The sequence below is a fragment of the Neobacillus sp. C211 genome (assembly GCF_051842875.1).
Lineage (GTDB): Bacteria > Bacillota > Bacilli > Bacillales > Cytobacillaceae > Neobacillus.
On record NZ_JBPXRO010000041.1, the window covers coordinates 26105 to 44934 of the forward strand.

The 18830-nt window shown below is 36.7% G+C and carries 16 protein-coding genes; 11 read left to right on the plus strand and 5 right to left on the minus strand.

The genetic code is table 11. The features are described from left to right. Positions 1-40 precede the first annotated feature (40 nt). The 9 genes from ACSU6B_RS26015 (at position 41) to ACSU6B_RS26055 (ending at position 10196) form a co-directional block, all read left to right on the plus strand. Positions 41-1216: a hypothetical protein gene (locus ACSU6B_RS26015; protein ID WP_410889255.1), complete on the plus strand. Its 1176-nt coding sequence runs from the start codon at positions 41-43 to the stop codon at positions 1214-1216. Positions 1217-1328: 112 nt separating this feature from the next. Beyond that, positions 1329-2285, plus strand: coding sequence for an NAD-dependent epimerase/dehydratase family protein (locus ACSU6B_RS26020; RefSeq protein ID WP_410889257.1), 957 nt, complete (start codon positions 1329-1331; stop codon positions 2283-2285). 16 nt (positions 2286-2301) lie between these two features. Continuing rightward, complete coding sequence (locus ACSU6B_RS26025; protein ID WP_410889274.1) at positions 2302-3216, plus strand: lysylphosphatidylglycerol synthase transmembrane domain-containing protein; 915 nt, start codon at positions 2302-2304, stop codon at positions 3214-3216. Further along, complete coding sequence (locus tag ACSU6B_RS26030; protein ID WP_410889259.1) at positions 3213-4661, plus strand: alkaline phosphatase family protein; 1449 nt, start codon at positions 3213-3215, stop codon at positions 4659-4661. The genes ACSU6B_RS26025 and ACSU6B_RS26030 overlap by 4 nt, the downstream gene beginning before the upstream one ends. Before the next feature lie 3 nt (positions 4662-4664). Continuing rightward, positions 4665-5444 carry a glycosyltransferase family 2 protein gene (locus ACSU6B_RS26035; protein ID WP_410889261.1) on the plus strand — a complete coding sequence of 260 codons (780 nt, stop codon included), beginning with the start codon at positions 4665-4667 and terminating at the stop codon, positions 5442-5444. A 93-nt stretch (positions 5445-5537) separates the two neighbouring features. Then, the gene (locus tag ACSU6B_RS26040; RefSeq protein WP_214999941.1) at positions 5538-6290 is read left to right on the plus strand and encodes a hypothetical protein; all 753 of its coding nucleotides are present in this window, start codon (positions 5538-5540) and stop codon (positions 6288-6290) included. A gap of 37 nt (positions 6291-6327) precedes the next feature. Next, complete coding sequence (locus ACSU6B_RS26045) at positions 6328-7266, plus strand: FTR1 family iron permease (protein WP_410889263.1); 939 nt, start codon at positions 6328-6330, stop codon at positions 7264-7266. A 69-nt stretch (positions 7267-7335) separates the two neighbouring features. Next, positions 7336-8799: a hypothetical protein gene (locus tag ACSU6B_RS26050; protein WP_214999938.1), complete on the plus strand. Its 1464-nt coding sequence runs from the start codon at positions 7336-7338 to the stop codon at positions 8797-8799. A gap of 50 nt (positions 8800-8849) precedes the next feature. Beyond that, positions 8850-10196, plus strand: a complete 1347-nt coding sequence (locus ACSU6B_RS26055; protein ID WP_410889265.1) for a UDP-glucose dehydrogenase family protein — start codon at positions 8850-8852, stop codon at positions 10194-10196. Positions 10197-10223: 27 nt separating this feature from the next. On the opposite strand, the gene alr is transcribed toward ACSU6B_RS26055, so the two are convergent. The 3 genes from alr to ACSU6B_RS26070 form a co-directional block, all read right to left on the minus strand. Further along, positions 10224-11402 carry an alanine racemase gene (gene alr / locus ACSU6B_RS26060; RefSeq protein ID WP_410889267.1) on the minus strand — a complete coding sequence of 393 codons (1179 nt, stop codon included), beginning with the start codon at positions 11400-11402 and terminating at the stop codon, positions 10224-10226. A 60-nt stretch (positions 11403-11462) separates the two neighbouring features. Then, the gene (gene ald / locus ACSU6B_RS26065) at positions 11463-12596 is read right to left on the minus strand and encodes an alanine dehydrogenase (protein WP_214999932.1); all 1134 of its coding nucleotides are present in this window, start codon (positions 12594-12596) and stop codon (positions 11463-11465) included. A gap of 129 nt (positions 12597-12725) precedes the next feature. Then, positions 12726-13964, minus strand: coding sequence for a PucR family transcriptional regulator (locus ACSU6B_RS26070; protein ID WP_374103841.1), 1239 nt, complete (start codon positions 13962-13964; stop codon positions 12726-12728). Between the two features lie 331 nt (positions 13965-14295). Between ACSU6B_RS26070 and alaP the strand changes: the two genes are divergently transcribed. Beyond that, entirely contained in the window at positions 14296-15696 is a 1401-nt protein-coding gene (gene alaP, locus ACSU6B_RS26075; protein WP_410889268.1) for an alanine permease AlaP, read from the plus strand. Positions 15697-15860: 164 nt separating this feature from the next. Beyond that, on the plus strand, positions 15861-16673 hold the full coding sequence (locus tag ACSU6B_RS26080) for a 5'-nucleotidase, lipoprotein e(P4) family (protein ID WP_410889270.1): 813 nt from the start codon (positions 15861-15863) through the stop codon (positions 16671-16673). A gap of 77 nt (positions 16674-16750) precedes the next feature. Here the strand turns inward: ACSU6B_RS26080 and ACSU6B_RS26085 are convergent, their stop codons facing one another. Beyond that, positions 16751-17116 carry a cytochrome-c oxidase gene (locus tag ACSU6B_RS26085; protein ID WP_088085957.1) on the minus strand — a complete coding sequence of 122 codons (366 nt, stop codon included), beginning with the start codon at positions 17114-17116 and terminating at the stop codon, positions 16751-16753. A gap of 151 nt (positions 17117-17267) precedes the next feature. Then, the gene (locus ACSU6B_RS26090) at positions 17268-18524 is read right to left on the minus strand and encodes a DUF445 domain-containing protein (protein WP_214999922.1); all 1257 of its coding nucleotides are present in this window, start codon (positions 18522-18524) and stop codon (positions 17268-17270) included. Positions 18525-18830 lie beyond the last annotated feature (306 nt).

Genomic DNA, 18830 nt, shown 5'->3' on the forward strand with positions numbered 1-18830 from the left:
TATCAAATATAAAAATTATACAAACCGGGGGAAAATCAGAATGTCAATCAAATTTAAACTTCTAGCAGCAATGGCAGCCCTTTCATTAGTTCTCGGAGCTTGTGGGAAAGCGGAAGAAACCGCTAGTAAACCAAAGGTAGAGAACAAGGAAAAAGTATCAGAGAAGAAAGAAGCAGAAGAAAAAGAAAAAGTAGAGTATGCTGATGTATTTAAAGAAGCTATTACGGAACTTGAAAAAGCAAAAGAAGGAAAAGAAGTTGATTTTGATAAAGTGACAGAATTATATAATACAAATTTAAAAGAGTTGGTTCAACAGCGAGACGCAGAATTTGAAGACACTATCGATGAAAAAATCACTACAGCCCTAGCGGCAGGTAAAGATGGTTCAATGGATAAAGTAATCGTAAAACAAATCTTTGATAAATTAATGCAAAAGGTATTTTATACATCTATTAAACACGATTTTACAGAAGTAACTGAAAAATGGGGCAAAACTGAAGAAGTCAATGCAGAATTAGAAGAAGCAAAAGGATATTATGCCATTCTAAAATCAACTGTAGAAAAGCGTGATGCTGCCTATGGAACAAACCTTGTCAGTGTAATTGATGGTGGATTTAGCGAAATAGAAACAGCAATTAAAAACAATGATCAACTAAGCTTTAACTTAGGTAAGCAAGTGGTTGACAAAACGTTAATGAAGACCTTCTATCTAGCAACGGGTGCACTTCCCAATGGATATGCAACAAAGGCTGCAGCTGAAGCGGGGAAAGATGCTGCTTTAGCCAAAGTAGAACAGGCAGAAGGCTGGGCATTCTTCCAATCTTTATATAGCTATTTGAACAAACATGCAGCTGATGAAACTGCATTAATTGAAAAACAATTCAATCTTGAATCTGATGTAAAAGCAGTTGATCCAGCTGCTGTTAATAAAGCTTTTGTTCGTGGTTTTGCAAAAATTGCCATTTCTGAGTATGGTGAGAGTAAAGAATTATTAGGTGAAGATAAAGCTGTTATCACTGGTTTAGAGGGTGCGTTATTCATCGATATCATCGGCGAAGATATCAAGCCCCTTCTTGGAGAAGATGGTTATAAGACATTAACTGAAAAAGCACAGAAATATGTTGAAACAGCAAAAGCCAAAGATAAAGCTGCTGGTGAAGAACAATTGAACGAGTTAATTTCCACTCTGAATACAATCGTAGAAAAAGCGAAATAATGCAGAGGAAAAACCTTGTTAACTTACGCAAGGTTTTTCCTTTTTTCTCTGATATGAGAGAATAATGTACATAATAAGTCGTGATGACCAACTAGTATAGAGGTGTTATACATTGAAAGTAATTGTTACTGGCGGAGCAGGGTTTATTGGCTCCCATCTTACAAGGAAATTGTTAACGGAAGGCCATGAGGTTTTAATTATCGATGAACTGCATCCTTACTATTCTGTTGCTAGGAAAAAACGACAGCTAGAATTTGCACGTGGAGCAGGAGAGTTCGCTTTCATTCAAAAAAGTCTTCTAAATGACGAAGCGGAAGTAAAGGAAATCTTTCTTTCCTACAAGCCAGAAATGGTAATACACCTAGCGGCCATTCCTGGAGTATCACATTCAATAGCGGCCCCGAATGAGTATGTTGACTACGATATTAAAGCCACCATTAATGCACTGCGATTTGCGGGTCAATCAAACGTAAAACATTTTATTTTTGCTTCTTCCTCATCGGTTTACGGAGAACAAAAGAACGCTCCGCTTCAAGAAGAGATGGCGATTGGAAAGGTGGTATCTCCTTATGCAGCAGCTAAATTTGGGGCTGAATCCTTTTGCCATGCCTATTCTTCATTATTTGACTATAAAATTTCTATCCTTCGCTTTTTTACCGTTTATGGACCCTGGGGTAGGCCAGATATGGCCATTACAGGGTTTATTAAAAATTTGCTGAATAAACAGGAAATTACATTGTTTGGAAATAGAACGGCTAGGGACTATACATATATAGATGATTGTATAACAGGGATCATTAGTGCTTTTAACCAAACTGAAAGGGTCGGTACCTATAATATAGGGTCTGGTAAACCGATTTTTATTGAGGAATTAGTTGAGTATTTAATGCAGCATTTTCCTGATATAACTGTAAAACAAGGTGGTTTTCGCCAAGGGGATGTCAATTCCACATGGGCGGATATTTCGAAGGCACATCAACAGCTTGGATTTTCCCCATCTATATCTTTTTCAGAGGGACTTGCTAAAACGATAGAATGGGCCAAAAAGCATGTTTCGGAAATCAGTTAAACGTTTGGTTAAAGTGATGGGATTCATTTTGGCAGGAATTTTTATCCTGTTGTCCTGGCGATATTTTCATGCTGAAAACTTTTTAAATGGGTCCAAAAAATTTTTCTTGGGGAATCCTTTGATTATCATAGTTGTTACTGTGGGTTACCTATCCTCATTTATCCTCAGAGCAGAGGCGTGGAGATTATATCTAGGAAAGAAAGCCAAGTTTATAAGCTGTTTACAAGGCATTCTCTTAAGTCTTTTCGTAAATCATATCACTCCAATAAAGGTTGGGGATGCGGTAAGGGTCGGGGTGTTGTCCTGGAAGGAAAAAAACATAAGTCCTGATATTTCTGCACATTCTGTAGTTGTGCTCAGATCGCTTGATATGTTGTTCCTAATGTTATTTTCCATAATAGGACTTGTTGCTTTTTCCAAAGCGTTTATCTTCCACTTGTCATTAGGAGTATTGCTTTTTTTAGGTTTAAGCTTTCTAATAGGAGGATTTATAGTCTTTAAATACCGTCCACTCTTTGTGGAAACGCATATCTTATTATTAAGAACAAGCTTTAAGGGCTGGAATTTTGTTTATATTTTTTTCTTGATTGGATTAAGCTGGGCTATGGAAGGCGCTGTTTTGTGGGGAGTAACAGCTTCGTTAGGTGATGGTCTTTCTATTTATAAGTCAATTTGGGTCAATTCTATTACTGTCGGTGGGCAGGTATTTCAAATTACACCTGGGGGAATATCTACATACGAATCAGTCATGACCGCGGCTTTAACAAGTTTTGGGTTTCCGACAAAGGATGGATATATTGTTGCTCTTATTAGCCATAGTTATAAGTTTATTTTTTCCTATTTCGTTGGTTTCCTGCTATTGATTCATTCACCTGCATCAAATTTTAAACAAATAAAAGTGTTTCTAAGAATGAGAGGAAGACAAAAATGAAAAAAGCATCTTCTTTTGAAAAAGTGGCGGCAAGGTGTTGGAACCTTCTGAATGAAGGGAAGCCGTTTACTCCAATATTTACAATCGGTACCATGTTGATTTATTCCCTATCTAAGTTGGGATCCCCTTCTTACAGTTTAGATCTATTTTTAGGGTTATTAGCCATCTTACCTCTATTAATTATTTACTACCTGTACGATTATCCATTATTTCTTAGAAACTATTTATGGCTCCCATTTACAGCCTTTCTTATCATTTGGGATCATGTGAATCTTAGTTTGCTTTTTACTGGCATTGGTTTATATTTCTTCTTTACAGTCTTTTTTTGGGGCACATTTTATTATCATTTGCGCATCGGTACCTCATGGCTGAATTTTACCCGGTTCTGGAAGCTCGTTTTAAAAAATAGTGATTCAACAAGTGGGAATGCCCAAGAACAACTGCCAAAGTTTCTTTTGTTATTATCACTTTGGAATTTGACTATTGAGAAGCAAACCTGGTCGGGAAGTGAAATTGGAGTCATCGTATTCTTCTATTTAGGAATTCTATTGTTTTCTTGGATTCTTCATAAAAATCTGTTCGATTGGAAGCCGAAGATTATCCCTACCTTTACTTCTAATGTTGATGAGCGGACAGATGCCATTAATAAGAAAGTTATTGTTATGGTCATTGACGGAATGAGGAAAGAGCGTTTTGAAGAAGCGAACACTCCCTTTCTCGACTATTTGAGAAAAAATGGAACAGACTATACAAGAATGGAAACCGTATATCCAGCAAGAACTGTCGTTTGTTTTTCATCGATGTTTTCAGGGACTTACCCATTTGAACATGGAATCAAGTCGAATATGGTTTGGAAGCAGGGTATTAAAGTAGAGAGCGTATTTGACACATTAAGAAAAGTAGGGAAAAAGGGTTCATTATTAGCGGTAGCCCATCTTGTTGATTCCTTTGGAAAGGATGTAGAGACATTCACAGCCGTAATGCACAATAATGTTGTCGATCGTAAAATTATTGATCGAGCGAAAAATATCATGGAAGAACAGGATCCCGATTTGCAAATTGTGCAATTAATAAGTACAGACCAAACTGGACATAGCCGAGGAGTATTATATAACGAATATATTCAAAAAATCGAAGAGGCTGACGCCTTAGTTAAAGAATATTTTGAGTGGTTAAAAGAGAAAGGTAAGCTTGAAAATTACACGTTTATTGTTTGTGCTGACCATGGTCAAGCTGATGGAATTGGTGGACATGGCCACCTCGATGAAGGTGAAAGATTCGTACCGTTCTTTATGTATGGTCCGTCTATTGAAGCAGGAAAAAGTGTGGAGGAAAAGCATAGCTTGGTTTCCCTCGCTTCAACGATTTCCTATTTGTTGGGGGCACCATATCCAAGTCACAGCCGTGGTCCAGTATTAATAGAGGCAGTAAGGAAGGATGTTTAATAAATGGAGCAGCAAAAAGTAATTGTCTTTCTTCCAGCTTTCAATGAGGAAGAGTCGATTGCCCAAGTCATTCAAAAAATACCAAGAGATTTCGATCCAAAGGTGAAGGTAGAGGTTTTAGTGATAAATGATGGCTCTAATGATCGAACGGTCGAGCAGTCCTGGGCATCAGGGGCAGATTATGTCCATACCTTTGCTAAAAACCTTGGATTAGGTGCTGCTGTTCGTAAAGGGCTGGAGCTTTGTGTTTTAAATGGAGCAGATATTGGTGTCATGATTGATGCTGATAATGAATACCCTGCTGATCAGATTCCTGATATTGTCAAACCCATCTTAATGGAAACAGCTGATTATGTAATGGGTTCCCGTTTCCTTGGAACTATTGAAGGAATGCGGTGGAACAGGAGAATCGGGAATTATTGTTTTACATTTCTACAGGCTCTTATACTAAGAAAATGGATTTATGATGGACAGTCTGGGATGAGAGCTTTTTCTAGACAAGCTATGGAAGAAGCTGAAATTGTTCATGATTACAATTATGCGCAAGTTGTCACGCTGAATCTCATTAGAAAAGGCTTTCGGATGAAAGAAGTCCCAATTCGATATCAGGTCCGTAAAGCAGGGGAATCATTTATCAAGTTTCGTAGTTATATGACATCGGTCTTACCCGCCATTTTAAAAGAAATGAGAAGGCCAGTGAAAAAGGTGATCTATAATAGGACAACATCTGGTGCAAGAGACAGGGAATTACCCCTTTTGAAAGCAAGGGAGATTAATAAGTAAGATAAATATGATAAATATGTGACATTCTAAATCCTTGCATTGACAGCGAGGATGATAATCATTATCATTATTCATGTAGGAGGGAAATTCTTAATGAAGAAATTTTTTGGATTATTTTTTACTTTCGCATTAATTTTTTACAGCATTCCTTTAAGTAGTGCTTTTGCCTATTCCTATGGTGATCCGAATGAGGAGAAGGTAGCTGAGGTGTACAAAGAAATGGTAGTGAAGCTTGATGAGAATCCTCCCAATTACAATTCCGCCAAAAAAAACTTTGAAACTGTTAAAGAAGAGATTGATATGCATATGGGCCAAGAGCCTGCTAAGCTAATTCTGAGTAACCTTAAAGATAAGGACAAGGAAGCCACCATTAACAATATGGAAAAACTACTGGTTTTAAATATTGCGAGGCGTTTAGAGAGTATTGAAAAGGACTTTGCTGAATATGACACAACGAAAAGACTCCTTGCTAAAGCCTTTGCTACATACGATGCGTTGTCTCCTAAAGTGGAAACTGAAAAACCTGAGAATGATAAGAAAATCAGAACCGATTTTGATCAGGCCCTTGAAGCATTGGGGAATCCTGGATTGTTTGGTGTCGGGAAAAAAGAAGCGAATTTAGACGCATTTAAGGAAAATAAAGACGAGATTTTAAACTCATTAAAAACTGAATTCAACATAAAAAGTCTTGAAGTCGGGCATTTTTCTGAAAGTGCTACAGAATCTGGGACTGTAAAAAAAGACTGGACGGATATTTCGAATATCCGAAACTGGGTACCGCTTGTATTAATCGCAGGTATAATAATAGCGGTAATCATAGTTGTTATCCGCAGAAGAAGAAAATAGAAATTAGGAAACATCACCATTGGGGAGGGACTCGGCTGTGGAAATTCAAGCTCTATTAATCACATTCCGTGAAGTGTTAGAAGCGTTATTGATTGTTGGTATAATAACTACCTATCTAAAAAGAGTGGACCATAAGCAGTACAATAAATATGTTTGGTTAGGAGCAGGTCTTGCCATACTAGCAAGTGTTGGGGTTGCCCTCCTATTCCAAATTGTTTTTACAGGATTCGCTGCAATGGGAAGCGAAATGTATTTGAAAATAGGAATTATGCTCGTTTCGACCGTATTATTAACTCAAATGGTTTTCTGGATGGCAAGCCACAGCCGTGATTTAAAAGGAAATATGGAAGGGAAAATGAATAAATTCATCTCCACAGGTAACGTTGTTGGAATGGTAATCCATTCTTTTCTAGTCGTCCTTCGTGAAGGGGTAGAAACCGTATTCTTTTTTGCTGCAATTACAGGTGGAAACATCGGCGCAGCCATGCAGGGATGGGGCGCGATTACTGGTGTGGTGATAGCAATTATTGTCTCTTATTTGTTCTTTAAAGGAACGATGAGGATTCCTTTGAGCACTTTCTTCAAGTTAACCGGTGCTTTTATTATTCTTATATCTGCTGGACTACTAGTACAAGCGATTTCCATGATGCAGGACCTTAATATCATTGGCAGTGTACTTCCACATGTGTATGATCTTACATGGTTCCTGCCAGAGCATCCGATTGATTACACACATTACCTTCGTGATACTGGTTCGGCTCCGATATTATCCGGGGATATTGGAATATTTCTAAAAGCTCTGTTCGGCTATTCTTCTATGCCTTCTATTGAAGAAATATTGGCTTATATCGGATACTTTGTCGCAATTTTATTGCTTACCTCTTCCAAACCTGCAGGAAGCAAGCAAACAAATAAAACGAATGCAAAGACAACGAATGCAAAGACAACTAAAATTCTTGAGACACAAGTGAAATGAATTTTTGAACATTTAAAGTACAAGGCCGATGCCTTGTACTTTTTCTCTAGATCAGGTGGTGGATATTTATTGTTCAAAAGTGGTTTAAAAGGTCCCTTTTTATTAGTGATAAGTGTTGCAGCTATAATTATTGTTTTTATATCCCAACTGTATTTTATTAATCCATATACCTCCTCATGGGATCAGGTAGATTTTGCACTGGCCGTGAAGCGCTATGATTTAATGGCTATGCAGCCGCACTTCCCTGGATATCCCTTTTTTATTTTAGGAGGGAAATTCATTCATCTGTTTGTAATGGACCCATCAAAAGCATTAACGATTTTTAATGTCTTTTGTTATGCTAGTTCTGTTTTTCCCATGTATAAGTTGTCCAGGAGATTCATACAAAGATCATTTGCTAGTTTATCTACAGCACTTATTTATTCAGCAAGCTACAGTGTTATAATCGTTAATCAGCCAATGTCAGAAGGCGCGGCACTGGCAGCATTTTGGTGGTATTTATGGAGCCTTCTATTGGCTTTAAACAAAAAAGATTCAAGAGCAATCTTAATACCATTAGGTTTTTTGAGTCTTATGCTAGGAATTCGCCTTTCATACTTACCCTTTGCAATCGGTATAATCTTTCTGTTTTATTGGAAAGTAAAAAAAGATGGATTAAAAATGAAATTGATCATATTTTACTTGATCTCTGGAGTCATCTTTCAAGCAATATGGGTAATTGGTCTTGTCATTTCAGAGGGGAGTATAATCGGTTTTATTAAGCTTTCTTTAGCGTTTACCAGCGGTCATTTCAATGATTGGGGAGGAACGGTAGAGGCAGCTGATATTGGCTTTTTTGATAGATTTATCATTTTTTCCTCAAAGAACATCCTATGGACAGGTATTGCAACTGAGTCAGTGCTTAGTGCTGTCATTTATACTTTCCTTCTCATTTATATATTTATTAGGGCGTTCAAAAAAACAAAAAAAAGATGGCCATTTATGAACCTTCTTTATATATTGTTTAGCAGTTATTTTGGTTGGGCACTATTGGCTCAAAATGTAGAAAAAGCAAGGCATGCGCTCCCGCTTGCGGTCTTATTGATATTTTTCCTGTGTATTCGTCTTTTTTCAGAGAGAATCCCTTTTTTAGTCGTGGGACTCAGCATTTTCGTCCTTGGCCATCAGGTAAATCAAAATGTAACCCTATTAGCGACGGAAGCTAAAGAACCTCCAGCTGTTTATAAAATGAATGCATTTATTGAGAAAATGAATGAACCTGTTATACTCTACACATGGGAAGAAACGAGGGTGTTACAGTATTTAGAGGTTCCATATACACATAAAAGGATAGAAACTTATCAATATTTCCGGTATGATGCGAAATATTTCCAAGGCAGGACCGTACTACTTACAGATAAAGTGATTCAAGGATTTAGGTCACAAGGTATTTCAATAGATGGGAAAATTAAAAAGGTAGCAGCTTTTCATTCCAACGGGCTTTTTGATCCAGTTTATCATGAAATAATTTTATATAAATGGATGGAGAAATGAACTGAGTAGTAATTAATAAGAAATACTCAATATGGAAAGGAAAATCTTCATTGAAAAAAATAGCCATTGCTGGAACAGGATACGTTGGACTAGTTACAGGGGTTTGTTTAGCAGACATCGGCCATGATGTGATTTGCGTAGACCAGGACCATCATAAAATAAGCACATTAAACAATGGGTATCCTCCAATTTATGAGCCAGGATTAAATGAACTGATGTTGAAAAATATGGAAGAGGGGCGGTTACGGTTTACAACTAGCCCATCTATTGGCTTTAAATTGGCTGAAATCATTATGATAACAGTAGGAACTCCTCAAAATGAAAATGGCTCCCTTGATTTACAATATATTGAACAGATTTCTAAAGAAATTGGCAGGTCAATAAAGCGAAATAACGTCATTGTCGTTACAAAAAGTACGGTACCAGTGGGAACAAATGCAAAAATTAAAAATTGGATTCAATCAGAATTGCAAACAAGTCTTAAATTTCAAATCGTTTCCAATCCTGAATTTATCAGCCAAGGGTCGGCAATTTATGATACTTTTCACGGAGATCGGATAATTATTGGATCTGATAGTAAGGAAGCCCTCCATTCGTTGGAAGAATTATATCAGCCGTTTGGAATTCCCATTTTTAAAACGGATACGAATAGTGCTGAATTAATAAAAGTAGCATCAAATTCATTCTTAGCTTTAAAAATTAGTTACGTAAATGCACTCGCAAGTATTTGTGAACATGTTGGCGGAAATATTGAAGACGTATCATTTGGAATGGGGATGGATTCAAGGATCGGATCATCATTTCTTAAGGCTGGAGTAGGTTTTGGCGGCTCATGCCTGCCGAAAGATACCCACGCACTAGTTCAAATGGGTAATGATGCGGGAGAAGCTTTTAACCTCATTGAGGAGGTTATTGAAGTTAATAAAAGACAGGAACTTAAACTAGTGAAAAAGGCCCTGAACCGATTTCAAAGTTTACGTGGAAAAAAAGTTGCATTACTGGGGCTTTCATTTAAACCTAATACAGACGATATCAGGGAAGCAGTTTCGATTAAGTTAGCCAGGCGTCTAGTTCAAGAAGGGGCGATAGTAATTGCCTATGATCCCGTCTCAATTCCAAATGTGAAAAAGGTTTTAGGAAAGCTAATTTCTTATGCAGATACGGTCGAGCAAGCTCTCATGAATGCTGACCTTACGTTTATTGTAACTGAGTGGGATGAAATTAAAAATGTTCCATTAAATCTCTTCCATGAGTTAATGAAAGAACCCGTTATCTTTGACGGGAGAAATTGCTTTCAATTAGAATCTATAAAAAAATATCCAGTTGAATATTATTCAATTGGCAGACCTAATGTAATTGGAGAGATAAACACGTTGCTACAAAACAAAGGCAGCTAGTTAGAATAGCTGCCTTTGTTATTAAAATCATATATTATTTTGTACATTCTTTGCAGGTTTGAATAGGTCATTGTAGTTGTCATACACTCGGGGGACTCTTTTCCCAATTAAACAAACAACCTCATAATTGATGGTGCCCATTAGATGGGCAATTTCGTCAACGGACTGAAATGAGGAGCAGTTATCTCCAAAGATGGTGACTACATCACCAACAGAACAATTTTGTATATTTGTAATATCGATCATCGTTTGATCCATGCACACCCTTCCTGCAATAGAGGATTTTTGCCCATGGATTAAAACCTTCCCACGGTTTGATAGGAGACGGGAAAGTCCGTCAGCGTATCCAAGCGGAAGGGTAGCAATAAGACTTACTCTTTCCGGCTTCCAAGTCCACCCGTAGCTGATTGCTTGTAAAGCTGCTACTTTTTTTATGGCTGCAATTTTCGTTTTGAAGGTCATGGCCTGCTTTAGCTGGATGGAGTGGTTTTTTAACGAATCATCTGGATATAACCCATACAAGGAAACTCCAATTCGAACCATGTCCAGATGCATTTCTGGAAATTTCATTGTTGCAGCACTGTTGCAACAATGTTTTATGGGTATATAAATACAGTTGTTTTCCAAATATTCTATTATTGATTGAAATTTATTAAACTGTGCATATGTAAGGTCGCAGTTTTCACTATCTGCATTAGCAAAATGAGTAAATACCCCTTCAAGACAAACATTTTTTGCTTTTATGGCCTTCTTAGCAAGAATGAGTGCATCATCACTGGAAGTAACGCCAATCCTGGACATACCAGTATCAATTTTCAAATGAATAGAAGCAGTTTTGCTTAAGTTATCCGCTTGGACAATGACTTCATCCAATACTTCATGGTTAAAGACTGTTAGCGTGATATTTTCTAAAATGGCTGCCCTAATCGAACGTGTCGTAGTATACCCGAGTACGAGAATGGGTTGTGTGATCCCAGACAGTCTAAGTTTGATGGCCTCATCTACAAGAGCAACTGCTAAATAATCTGCACCAGCTTCAATCGCTGTTTTTGCAATTTCAATGGCCCCGTGTCCGTATCCATCTGCTTTAACCACTGCCATGATTTTTGCATGTGGGTGAACAAACTGCCTAAACTGTAGATAATTATTTTTAATATGGTCTAGTGAAATTTCAGCCCATGTATCGCGGTAACTCAATTGATTCATGTAAACCATCCCCTTTAATCAAAAATCCCCTCAAGAGTTTCTTGAGGGGAATAACTACAATCAAATCGTAGCTAGTTCTTTTTCTAATGCCTTTTCGACTGTTACATAATCAAACCCTAGATCTTTTGCTACTGCTTCATAAGTGATTTCTCCGTTGGCAACGTTAAGGCCAAGATATAATGCAGCATTTTCAGAAATGGCTTTGAAAACCCCTTTATTTGCGATTTGCAATGCATATGGAACAGTAACATTGGTTAGTGCTATTGTTGAAGTTCTTGGAACGGCGCCAGGCATATTTGCAACAGAGTAGTGTACAACTCCATGTTTGATAAAGGTTGGATTGTCATGTGTTGTCACATGGTCGATTGTTTCAACAATTCCACCTTGGTCAATCGCAACATCGACAATCACTGAACCAGGCTTCATCGATTTAACCATTTCTTCTGTAACCAGCTTAGGAGCCTTTGCACCAGGGATTAATACTGCTCCGATTAGAAGGTCAGCTTCTGCCACTGCTTCAGCAATATTGAGAGGATTAGACATTAATGTTTTGATTTGATTTCCAAAAATGTCGTCTAACTGACGAAGACGGTCAGCACTTAGATCAATAATTGTTACGTCAGCACCTAAACCGATGGCCATTTTAGCTGCATTGGTTCCAACAATCCCACCACCAACAATGGTAACTTTTCCACGGTTAACTCCTGGGACACCAGCAAGGAGAATTCCAAGACCACCATTATTTTTTTGTAAGAACTGTGCGCCAATTTGAGCAGCCATGCGTCCAGCTACTTCACTCATTGGTGTAAGCAGTGGAAGAGTCCTGTTTACAGAAACTGTTTCATAAGCAACTGCGATAACACCTTTTTCTTTAAGAGCTTTTGCTAACTCTGGCTCAGCTGCAAGGTGTAAGTAAGTAAATAAAATTAAACCTTGGCGGAAGTACTTATATTCACTTGAAAGAGGCTCTTTCACTTTCATAATCATATTTGCTTTTGTCCATACCTGTTCAGCGCTATCTATAATCTCAGCACCAGCTTTAGCATAATCGTCGTTAGTGAAACCGCTTCCAATTCCAGCGTCCTTTTCCATTAACACAGTGTGGCCGGCATTTAGGAATGAAACAACACCTGCTGGAGTTAGTGCTACACGATTTTCATTATTTTTAATTTCTTTAGGTACACCTATAAACATAATCTTATTTCCTCCTCTAGTTACATTAAAGTGTTTTGCTATGGCTAAAGTATAGAATGTTTGCCAGAGAATTTCTTTGTTTAGAAAAGAGAAAGATTTTCATTCTTTTTGGGGATTTTCACAAAAAGATCAAATCCCCTGATATTTTTCCAGTTTTAAATCTAGGTAGAGGATCATTTTTTGGTTAGGATCCTTGAAATTTACATCACCAATTTCGGTGATTCTCTTAAGTCGATAATTTAATGTGTTAGCATGGACATTTAATTCCTTTGCTGCATCATTAATGTTGTTATCTTTATTTAAGAAAACCTCTAATGTTTCAATTAAATTGCTGTTGTGTTTTTGGTCATATTCATGAAGCAGTTTTAAGGAATAATTTTCATATTCTTCGGTTTGTCTTTTTTCTAAAATAAGATCAAAAATTTGATATATTCCTAGTTTTTGATAATTATAAATGTCCTTTGTTTCAATTGGGAATTTTTCTTTAATTGATAAAACCGCCAATGTTTCCTTATATGCTTTGTTTGTTTTTTGATAATCTTCTTTAATACTGCTATATCCTGGTTTGATCTCCTTAATTCCATATCTTTCACTCATTTGCAGGACAAAGAATTTCGCAAATTGATCTAGTTCATTGAAAGGGTTTTCAAAATTGGTAACTGATACCAATAGAATTAATTGATTGCAGTCTATTGTATAAAGAGTAATTTTTATCCGTTGATTTGTTTTCAAAAGATATGAGATGGATTGCTCTACTTTGTTCGTGATATTTTCATGGAACTGAAAAACAAGAACCGCATAAGAGGTCGGCGGTGTAAGTTGTAATGAATGGAAATGTTCGAAAATTTCCTCTTTTGCTTTCAGATGACCTGTTAATAGCTTCCAAAAGAATTCTTGTGAACGTTCTTCCTTTTTGTTCTTTCTCGTCTGAAGCTGTAATAGCTTATTTTTTGCGGAATCTGCTGCTTTTTTTAAAAGGATGAAATCATCAGCCGTTAATGTTTTATCAATTTCTATTGCCCAAATAAATCCGATCACTTCATCATGCTTCCATATAGAGATAGCGACTCTATGGTTAAGCCCTATATCATTCATGTTTTTCACACGAATAGGCTCTTGGGTCTTTAGTAAAGCAGGAATCGTTCCTTCTTTCCATAATTGATTAATGACTTTTTCTGGAACTCTCCGGCCTATGATGGTAGAAATTCTTGCTGGATCTGTACGTTCATCATGTGTACTATAGGCAAGTAGGCGGTGGTTTGCATCCTCAATTGTAATAGGGCACATTAGTACCTGACTAATAAGGTCGGCAAATTCATCTAAGCTATCAAAGGCAGTCTTAAATGGGTCATGTAGTCTAGTATTCAAAATGATTACCCCCGGATTAATATATAATGACATATGGTAGTCTTGTTCAGTTCATAAAATGCCTTTGTTTAATTTTACAAAAAATATAAAATAATTTCATTTATTTTAACAAAATAAATAATATGCTATAATGTTAAAATGATTTAGAGTAATCCCAAAAGAGTAAATATTTTTATAATTGCTCATTTGAAAGCGTTATCATTAGGAAAAAAGGAGGAATTAGTGATAAAAAGCTTAAAAGTGAAGCCTAATATTGCTATATTAATAAAGAGAAGAAATTATTTCATTGGGATGAGAGAATTTTGAAGTTTATTCATAAAGGGGGATTTATATGAGTAAAAACACTCATGGGAAAGAGCTACATCGTGGTTTAGAAGAAAGGCATATCACCTTGATGTCTTTAGGGGCAGCCATCGGGGTAGGACTATTTCTTGGTTCGGCAACAGCCATTAAGATGGCGGGACCAGGTATTTTGTTTGGATATGCTGCTGCTGGATTAATTATGTTTTTTATTATGCGTGCACTGGGAGAAATGGCGATTCAAAAACCGGTTGCAGGTTCTTTTAGTAAATATGCGCGTGATTATTTAGGACCACTTGCTGGATACATAACAGGTTGGAATTACTGGTTTTTATGGGTCGTTACCTGTATGGCAGAGATTACAGCTGTAGGAATTTACATGGAGTATTGGTATCCGGATGTTCCACGGTGGATTTGGGCACTCACCGCACTGGTGGTTATGGCGACTGTCAATTTCCTTGCGGTAAAAGCGTATGGTGAATTAGAATTTTGGTTTGCGCTAATTAAAATTGTTACGATTATTGCGATGATTGCCATCGGAATTGGAATGATTTTCTTTGGTATTGGCAACGGTGGTATTGCTACTGGAATTAAGAATTTATGGGATCATGGCGGGTTATTCCCTAATGGGATTAAAGGCGTATTATTATCTTTACAAATGGTTATGTTTGCCTATTTAGGGATTGAAATGATTGGGGTAACTGCAGGTGAGGTCAAAAATCCTGAGAAATCTCTTGCAAGAGCAATCGATTCTGTTTTCTGGCGTATTCTAATTTTTTACGTGGGTGCTTTATTTGTCATTATGTCTATCTATCCATGGGAGGAAATTGGTACAAAAGGAAGCCCATTTGTACTGACCTTTGAACAAATTGGGATACCGGGAGCAGCAGGTATTATTAACTTCGTCGTATTAACAGCAGCACTTTCGTCCTGTAACAGTGGGATTTTTAGTACGGCACGGATGTTATTTAACCTTGCTCAGCATGGTGAGGCACCACAAAATTTCGCGAAGGTCACAAAAAGTGGTGTTCCAGGGATTGCAGTAGTTGCTTCTGCTGGTGCGTTATTGATTGGCGTGGTCTTAAATTATATTGTTCCTGCAAAAGTTTTTACATGGGTTACTAGCATTGCGACCTTTGGTGCGATCTGGACGTGGGGAGTCATTCTTTTATCACAAATTCGCTATCGTAAAACCTTAAAGTTGACTGAGATGAAAGCTTTAAAATATAAGATGCCACTTTTCCCTTTTACTTCATATATTTCATTAGCCTTCTTAGCTTTTGTCATTGGGTTAATGGCTTATAATCCGGATACGAGGATTGCATTAGTAATTGGACCGTTATTCCTAGTATTCTTGGTTGCAGTTTATTATGCAAAAGGATTTCATAAACGAGACGCAATCAAGGATAAAGTAGAAGAACGAGTTAGTTAATTTTCTATATGAATAAACATACATGAAAAACGCAGTGGGTAAAAATCCACTGCGTTTATTATTTGATTAACTTAAATTTGCTGCATTTCTTTCAACAATTCCGAATCGATGATTGGAATTTTTCCTATTTCACATACTAACATTAAAAAATAAATGAGGGATTGGTGTTGGTATTGAATAAAATTATTACCCTGATAGCAGCAACATATTTAATTATATTCCTAACTAGTGTTCATGCAAATGCAGAAACAACGGCAAACTTGTCTGAACAAAATACGATGTCGGTACTTTGGTTTCAAAGCGCCGGGGAAGCAAAAGGGTTATATTATCAAGGCTATAACATTGGAAGAATGAGATTGGACGAAATCATGAGTAAAAAAAGGGGGAGAAATACCTTAAAGCCGGCAATTGTCCTTGATATCGATGAGACCATTTTAAATAACAGTCCTCACCAAGCCTGGTATGTAATGGCAGGAAGAAAAATCCCGTTTAATTGGAATGAATGGTTTAAGCGGACAGAAGCAAAACCGCTTCCGGGAGCAATTGAATTTTTGCAGTACGCAAATTCATTAGGAGTGGAGATTTATTACATTTCCAACCGTTATCAATTACAAAAAGATGCAGCTATTAAAAATTTACAGATTGTAGGGGCACCACAAGCTGATACAGACCATGTATTATTACGGCAGCCTGGTGAAATAGGGAAAGAAACGCGCCGCAGGCAAGTAGGGAGAACACATGAAATACTTCTATTATTTGGCGATAACCTTGGAGACTTCAGTGGTTTTGATTTGTTATCCGTTTCAGAAAGAAATCAAGCAGTGGACAGGTATAGGGAGGAATTCGGTAAAAAGCTGATTCTGTTTCCAAACCCAATGTATGGTGATTGGGAAGGCGCCATTTATAATTATGATTACAAGAAATCTGATGAAGAAAAAGCCAAACTAAGAAAGAAATTCTTGGAAACATACCGTTAGAATAAAAAAGACGCCAGAGAAGGCGTCTTTTGTCTGGACGAAATAAAATAAATACTATCATAGACAACAAGAGCAGCTCAATTCCTTACATTTTTAAGGATATTGATTGCAAAGACAATGATACCTAATACCATCAGGGTCCCACCTGTGGCTACTGCAGGCGCGGCACTTTCCGTTCCGGTTACTAAAAAAGCGAGTCCAATCATCATTATGGGAAGAGAAATATTATGAAGCCAAAAGTGAACCTTTGCCAGTGTTGTTTCCGCAGCACCTGGAAAACCAACATAGATGAGACCAGCGACGGCCATAGTCAGCCAACCTAATAAATTAATATGGGCATGAACCGGTGTGAAGTCGAAGCTTTCCGTCATTGACATATACATACCCATGCAAACCCCAATGACAAAATACACAACAGAGATTTTAATCAACCTAATTGCCATTTTTCCGCCTCCTCTTTTAATCCTAAAAGATATGACTACAGTACTAATTATGTTGAAATACTCTGAAAAATAACTTTGATTTCAAGAGGACAAAGCAAGAATTTCATGGACGAAAAAAAGCCACCAATAAATGGTAGCTTTTTGCTAAGCATTAAAAAAGTGCTTTAATTCCTACTAAAACAATTCCTATTAAAAATCCACATACTGCACCATTGACACGGATCCATTGAAGGTCTTTTCCAACGTTAGTTTCAACCATATCGATAAGTGTTTTATCATCTAGTTTTTCTAAATTTTCTTTAACAAGCATTCCTATTTTTGAATGATTTTTATCAACAAAACTAAAAATATGATTTTTAATCCAGGCTTCAATAAGGTTCACTTTTTCTGGATTTAATTCGATACCTTCTAAACCCTTTTTAATTAAAGGGAGGAGATAATCATCATAAAAGGCAGGTTTTTCGACAAAGTCATAAGCTTTTTGCTGGATCTGACTTAATAAATCAGTAATTTGTTCTTGCAACTCCCATTTATCTACTAGCTGGGATTTAAAGTTATTAAGTTCTTCATAAATCTTTTCATCACTTTTTATTGATTGCAGCTTTTTATTCAAATGAATCAATAAGGTATGTCTATTTTGATTTAAGGGGTCACTATAGCTGGCTACACCTTTTAGAATAAGACTTTGGATAATATTCCCTAGCTTTTCTTCATTAACAAGGTTGCTAAATGACTTTAAGGCAAATTGCATAAAACCATCTGCCTTAATATTTTCCACCGCATCTACAGCCAAGCCACCAAGTTTGTATTTTGTACTTTCTTTCCTAGCCCATTCATCAATTTCTTTTAGGATATAATCTAGTACTTTTTCATCATATTTTCTAATACTAATCTGGTCGATAAGCAAGGGGAGATAATTCTTGCTATCCAAATCGTTGATTCGTAATTTTAGTTCTTTTTCTAGAAGCGGAGCAAATTTTTTTATATCAAATATTTTTATCAAATGTTTAGAAATCATTAGGAAAGACTTTTGAACGGCTTTTGATGGTAATTCATTATAGATGATCTCAAATAGTTTTTTAGTAAAATTAATGGTGTCTATTTTTTTTCGAATACTCTCTTTTGTTAGCCAATCATTTTCTAACATTGAAATTATTCCAGCAATAATTCTGTTACGATTTTTGGGAAGAAGAGCAGTATGTGGAATAGGAATTCCTAGTGGATGACGGAATAATGCGGTTACTGCAAACCAGTCTGCCAGTCCTCCTACCAGACCGGCTTCAAATCCCCCTTGTAGGATGCTCCCCCAGATTGAATTCTGTATCGGAATAGTAGCTAAAAAGCCGATTCCCATCACAGCAAGAAAAATTGTCGCTAAATGCCGTGTTTTATTCTTACGATTTAACATCATGAAACCCCTCGTTTTTTGAGTATATTATTGTCTAATGCTATTATCTCAATTTTACAGAAAAAAAAGCAAAAAAAAATACTTAATAATGGCTTATTTGCTAAATACTTGTCGGATTAGGAAAAAAATAACATAAATATTTCTTAAAATGCAGATTTAAATGCTTATGTCGCAAAGGCAACAAAGCGTCCTTTACCCAAGGTGAAGAAAAACTTGGAAAAGTATTTGAAAGTGAAAAGTTACTAGCACCAAGCATAGATAAACAAGTAAACTATGAAACTTAAAAAACAAGCCAGATGTACTATG